The following is a 5,461-nucleotide window of genomic DNA, read 5'->3' as shown; positions in this document are numbered from 1 at the left end:
TCCAGACGGGCGAGCAACTGTTATACCTTTGCATGGCGGCGAATCAATTGGGCCAGGCTTACTGGCAAATATACTCAGAAGCATTAAGATCTCGCGCAGTGAGCTTGAAGATCTCCTTTGATTGACCTGACTTTGTATAACTTATGGAGAATCTTTATAGGTACTTTATTCTGGAATTAATTGGCATAATTTTGATGAGGGTTTAAGTTTTCCAGGCTTGCCAGATCGCACTCCGCAGCCTTTCTTGCTCAATTTTTTTATCAGTATTTGCTTCAAAACGCAGTTTGCAATAGACTTGTTAGGATTTAATTAATTCTGGCTTTAATTTATTTCTTGTTTATAAGCTTGTTCAATAAATGCAGATAGTGTTTCACCAGCATTTGGTTGCAGTTGATTACGGCCTTAATACCGCAGCGCCTCTCAGCTCGTAGCAGTTGTAGATCTGATTCGTGCAATTGCTTTGCCAAGCCAGGGCTCCATTCACGTTCGTATTCGCACCGTCCCAATTCGTAGCCGCTTGCTTCAGGGGTAGATGGCCGATTTGTTTGCTACCTCCGTGCGCTGAGACGCTCTAGCTCAACTCCAGGAGTCAGAGAAGCAAGCACTTCCGTTTGCAGCCTGATTTTTCTGCATACATTGAAAATTTTATTTATATTAAACATTCTCTTAACTTTGGTTACGTTGCAATCGTCTTTTAGGGAATTGGTTTTGCCAAAATATTGTACAAGTTATTTTTAATTACTTGGTTATTGGGAATTTTCCATCCGCCCATTTCCCTCTAACCTTGCAAGAGCGAGATTGCTGCAATGAAACGCTTCCGGGTTGAGTTGATCGCGGCTACGCCAAACCCGCAGCAGTGCGTTTATGCCGGCATGCACCAGGATTACAGCGAAGGTTTTGTGTGGGCCGATCGCGCTGAATGGCCAGATGAAACCCGCGCTGGTGAAATCTGCGTAAAACGTCTGTTATCTGGGGAGCGCGGCCACTACGGACCCCTTGAGCATGCCCAAATTGTGCTGAATGTGGGTTGGTTTCCCCATTCGGTGATGCAGCAGGCCCGTACCCATCGGGTTGGCGTGAGCTTTGATGTTCAATGCCTTGGCGCCAATACCGAGGTTACTTTTGTAAAAACTTCTGGTGCATTGCACAGGATCGCAATAGCTGATCTATTCGATCGCTGGACCTATGGAGAACAAGCGATAAGGCAGCGCAATCTGCGTGGTCGCAAGGGTGAAAAACCAGGAAGTTATCGACGTGATTGCCGCACTCGACTCAAATCCATGAAGCTACGGGTTCTTAATGAAGCCACTGGTTTTTTTGAAACTAGTCATATCAAGGATGTGACACATAGCGGCATTCAACCTGTGTATCGGCTCACCATGGAGGATGGGCGCACTCTTGATTGCACTACAAACCATCGCTTGCTCACTCCCGATGGTTGGAAAACGATGGGTGATGCGCTTTCACTGAGTACACGTTCTGATCACTCTGTTATTAGTTTTCGCCGTACCACACGTTTACTTGCAAATGGTAATGTTGCAGTAGGCACTGGTGTTTACCGAGATAAAGCCTGGCTGCAGGAGCAAATCAACCATGGTGCAAATGTTGCAGCTATGGCTCAACAAGCTGGCTGCTCTATCACCACAATCCGGGCCTGGGCCCGAAGACTTCAGCTCAACCTACCTTCAGCTCAATCTCGATTTAAAATCGGCAGCCAACCCTGGAATCACAATCCCACTGCTATTTACCGCCAAAAGAAATGGCTACAAAAACAACTTAAGGCCGGCCTTTATGTCGATTCAATAGCTGAACGAGCTAACTGTTCAGTTGAAGCGATCAAAAAATGGGTTTATCACTGCGGCCTCAACTTGAATCGCCGTGCCCCAGGTTTTCAGCCGGGAATGGTTCCTTGGAATCAAGGCGGGGGCGGCTACCAGCTTCAGTTATCAGAGCCAGCGCGCCAATTGCGCCGCAGTAATAGCAAGCTGTTTGCACGCCGCGGTCCGGCTTCAAACTTTTGGAAAGGGGGTGTTTCATCTGATCGAGACTTAATTGCAGCATGGACTCGCCAAATAGCCCCAGAGGTACATCGTCTCTTTAATTACACCTGCCAAAATTGTGGTTTGCGCGGTTGCAATCAACAGTTGCACGCCCACCATCTAGTGCCTATTTATGCGAATCCAAGTCTCGGCAGGGAGATCAATAATTTAGTAACACTTTGCCAGCCTTGTCATACCTCTATTCATCAAAATAATCAGGAAGCTGCCTTTGCAGAGGCCTTTCAGCCTCAACAGTTGCAGAAGGACTGGCCAACAAAACCAGTCCCCTATGGCCGCCGCTTGAGAGCTCATCCCCTCACGGTTGTGAATGTGGAATATCTCGGCCAGCAACCCACCTACGACCTTGAAGTAGAGGAGCCTTGGCATAATTTTGTTGCCAATGGTTTAGTTGTGCATAATTCGATGCGGTATACAGGTGATCGCATCATCCGCGCTGCTAATGATGAAGTTGAACTAGAAGAAGTATTTTATTTACGGCCTATTGGTGATTACAACGATCGCAAAGGTAAAAAATATGTTTATACCAGCGCCGAACGCTCTATTGATCTAGAGCTTTGCCGTGCTGCGGCATCTAGATATCGCGATTTACTTGCTGCTGGTTTTGCAGAAGAACATGCTCGCGGTATTCTTCCTTTTGATTACCGCCAACATTTTGTTGTTAGTTTTAGTTTGCGTGCGTTTTTGCATTTCATGGATCTACGCGCCAAGCTTGATGCCCAGCTTGAAATACGTGAACTTTGTGATCTGATGTGGCCCCATCTTGTTAATTGGGCACCACAATTTGCTGAATGGTATGAAAAATCAAGGCTGCATAAAGCACGTTTAGCGCCATGAAATATTTTATTTCTGCGTTAGTTTGCTGTTTTTCATTTGTTGCACCTGCAAATTCGCAGATGTTGCTTGATGCAGCTGCAGGTGCTGCAATACAATCCAGCTTGCAATCGGCCAGCAGTGGCAACGCTTTGCAATTACTAAATGATGCAAAAGCTTTAACTAATCCCCGCAGCCAAACACCTTTATTGCCAGGCCAGATGATGAATAACTCTCTGGCAGCACCAGTGGGTAAGGCAAATTTAGCTGCTGCTGTAACTAATCCAGAAGATGTGTTATTTAGCGTGAATGGCATTGGGATATCACTTTGCTCTAGTGGCTTGCCATGTTTATGGCAGATGCGCCGTGCTATGGGTTTACGCTAACTATTATTTTTTGATATCTAAGCATGCCAGATCCAAACGCTGCAATTTTACAAAATCAGCTATTGCATATTTCTGTTGATATGCAGCATTTATGTGATAACCCAACAGATATCAAAAGTGCACTTGATCTTTTAAATCGCAGCTATAAAACCCCAGCTGCTGCCGCTGCTCGCCAGCGTTTACATTCAGATCCCGGAATTGCTGCCTTAGTGCAGGAACGCTATTGGGGTGAATGGCCAAATGTTGCCACCTTGATTTCATATCCAGCCGGTAGCCTTGGTTATGTATATGGGCATCTGTTATTTGATCAAGGCTTGGAACCTATAGCAGCACCTCAACTATCAACAGATACATCAGCAGCTGATAGCTACTTACAACATCGCATTCGCGCTTCCCATGATGTGTGGCATGCAATTACCGGTTGCCCTGCCACCATCGCCGGGGAAGCTGCCTTAAATGGTTTCTCTGCTGAACAATTGCGTTGGCCTGGATCTGCCCTTTTGCTTGCTGCTGGTTTGATTCATCGCTCTTTTGAAACCACAGATCCAGATGGGCTTGATATCGGTTTAGCAATTGCTTATGGCTTGAGGCTTGGTTGTTTTGCACCTCCTTTTCTTGCTGAACGCTGGGAGCAGGGTTGGGATCTTCCTTTAACTACATGGCGCGAGAAATTAAATATTACTGAATTGATTAAATCCAATCCTTTTACATCTTCGCTAAGGTAACCCTTTCTGGTTGATGTTGATATTTACCGGCCCTATCGCTGTAGGTGGTTTCGCATGGGTCGCCTTCAAAAAATAATAATTGACAGATACCTTCATCTGCATAAATGCGGCAATCAGCGCCAGAACTATTGCTAAATTCCAAGGTTAAATGCCCCTCCCAGCCGGCTTCTGCTGGTGTTGTATTTACTATTATCCCAAGCCTTGCATAGGTGCTTTTTCCTAAACAAATTACGGTGATATTTGCAGGTACCTTCATCTTCTCTAAGGCCACTCCCAGCCCGTAGGAATGGGCCGGCAGTATGAAATAAGAACCATCAGCATCAGTTTGCATTGGTGCTGGTTCTAAATTTGCTGGGTTGAACCGTTTTGGATTCATTACCGTGCCCGGCACATGCCTAAATATTAAAAATTCTTTTGCTGATAGGCGTAGGTCGTAGCCATAACTAGAGCAACCAAAACTCAATACCGGATTTGCCCTGTTATCAGGATCCAAATGGCGCACCAAGGTGGCTTGAAATGGCTCTAGCAACCCATTTTCTGCCTGTTCATTGATCCAGCGGTCGTTTTTTAGCATCGTTCGCGGCGCAATTCGGTTACTTGATCTGCAAGCGCCATCAGCGACGCCGGCATTTGAGGCCCTGTGAGGATTACATCCATACGGCTTGGCCGCTGCCCCAAGGTGGCCACTACTTCAGCTTCATCAAGCAAGCCATAGGCAAGCGCAAGCCCTAATTCATCAAGCACCACCAAATCAGCTGCACCTTCCAGCAGCCAGCGGCTGGTTTCTTGCCATAAATCCTGCACCGCTTGCCGTTGCAGCCCATCATCTGGGCCCTTGAGGCAATCAGCTACCGCTGGCCTCAGCCAGGTGAGCCTGCCGCACATCTGCACCGGTTTTGTTGGGCCTTGATCCACTCCGCCTCTCAAAAACTGACTCACCAGCACCGTGCTGCCAAGCCCTGCGCTGCGTAGCGCTTGGCTAAACACACTGGGGCAACTGCCGCGATAAGCCGCTGTATGCACCTGCAATAACCCCTCCGGCTCGCTAACCAGCAGCCGTAATGCCGCCCCAGCCCTGCGTTGGCTGGGTTCCGCAAGGCTGCTGAGCATAAAATCACCGCGGGCAGAAGAAACCCGAATGTAGCGGTGAAACGTTCTTGCACAAGCTTTAAACACCACAGATAGTGCAAACATTTGTACTGTGCAATATTTGGTGTTAACCGCTACCAGGCGGTAATCCCTGCCTCTATAGGTTTTGCACATTGGAGCAAGGCTTAATGGTTGTTTCAACTCCACAGCTCAGCATCCAAGAAGTGATGCGTAGCTTGGTGGGCACTAGCTCCGAAATCGTTGAGCGGGGAAAAACAATCTTTTTCCCAGGTGATCCGGCCGAACGGGTTTACCTGCTTAAACGCGGCGCGGTGCGTCTATCGCGCGTATACGAAACTGGAGAAGAAATCACCGTTGCCTTATTGCGAGA

Annotated in this window: 5 protein-coding genes and 3 pseudogenes; 6 read left to right on the top strand and 2 right to left on the bottom strand. The window is 47.4% G+C overall.

Translation table 11 applies throughout. From position 1 onward, the window contains the following. Positions 1–806 precede the first annotated feature (806 nt). The 5 genes and pseudogenes from KB557_RS08570 to KB557_RS08550 form a co-directional block, all read left to right on the top strand. Positions 807–1,100 (top strand): annotated as a pseudogene (locus KB557_RS08570) (FAD-dependent thymidylate synthase); the annotation flags it as partial. Between the two features lie 180 nt (positions 1,101–1,280). Then, positions 1,281–2,456 (top strand): annotated as a pseudogene (locus KB557_RS11205) (HNH endonuclease); the annotation flags it as partial. A gap of 3 nt (positions 2,457–2,459) precedes the next feature. Beyond that, positions 2,460–2,894 (top strand): annotated as a pseudogene (gene thyX / locus KB557_RS08560) (FAD-dependent thymidylate synthase); the annotation flags it as partial. 59 nt (positions 2,895–2,953) lie between these two features. Continuing rightward, positions 2,954–3,256: a hypothetical protein gene (locus KB557_RS08555; protein ID WP_255133255.1), complete on the top strand. Its 303-nt coding sequence runs from the start codon at positions 2,954–2,956 to the stop codon at positions 3,254–3,256. 23 nt (positions 3,257–3,279) lie between these two features. After that, entirely contained in the window at positions 3,280–3,981 is a 702-nt protein-coding gene (locus KB557_RS08550) for a Coq4 family protein (protein WP_255133253.1), read from the top strand. On the opposite strand, the gene dcd is transcribed toward KB557_RS08550, so the two are convergent. After that, positions 3,962–4,555 (bottom strand): dCTP deaminase, encoded by a 594-nt coding sequence (gene dcd / locus KB557_RS08545; RefSeq protein WP_255133251.1) that lies wholly within the window; start codon positions 4,553–4,555, stop codon positions 3,962–3,964. The genes KB557_RS08550 and dcd overlap by 20 nt on opposite strands. Next, entirely contained in the window at positions 4,549–5,091 is a 543-nt protein-coding gene (locus KB557_RS08540; protein WP_255133249.1) for a cob(I)yrinic acid a,c-diamide adenosyltransferase, read from the bottom strand. The genes dcd and KB557_RS08540 overlap by 7 nt, the downstream gene beginning before the upstream one ends. A gap of 167 nt (positions 5,092–5,258) precedes the next feature. Between KB557_RS08540 and KB557_RS08535 the strand changes: the two genes are divergently transcribed. After that, on the top strand, positions 5,259–5,461 hold a 203-nt coding region (locus KB557_RS08535), incomplete at its 3' end, for a cyclic nucleotide-binding domain-containing protein (protein ID WP_255133247.1).

The organism is Synechococcus sp. Cruz CV12-2-Slac-r (assembly GCF_024346075.1).
Classification (GTDB): Bacteria; Cyanobacteriota; Cyanobacteriia; order PCC-6307; family Cyanobiaceae; genus Synechococcus_D.
The sequence above is the reverse complement of the archived record's forward strand: the minus strand, read 5'-3'. Positions and strand labels throughout refer to the sequence as shown.

Bases quoted from the DNA above. Each gene is read 5' to 3' on its own strand.
- KB557_RS08555 (WP_255133255.1), top strand. From the start codon at position 2,954: ATGTTGCTTGATGCAGCTGCAGGTGCTGCAATACAATCCAGCTTGCAA.
- dcd (WP_255133251.1), bottom strand. From the start codon at position 4,555: ATGCTAAAAAACGACCGCTGGATCAATGAACAGGCAGAAAATGGGTTG.
- KB557_RS08540 (WP_255133249.1), bottom strand. From the start codon at position 5,091: ATGCTCAGCAGCCTTGCGGAACCCAGCCAACGCAGGGCTGGGGCGGCA.
- KB557_RS08550 (WP_255133253.1), top strand. From the start codon at position 3,280: ATGCCAGATCCAAACGCTGCAATTTTACAAAATCAGCTATTGCATATT.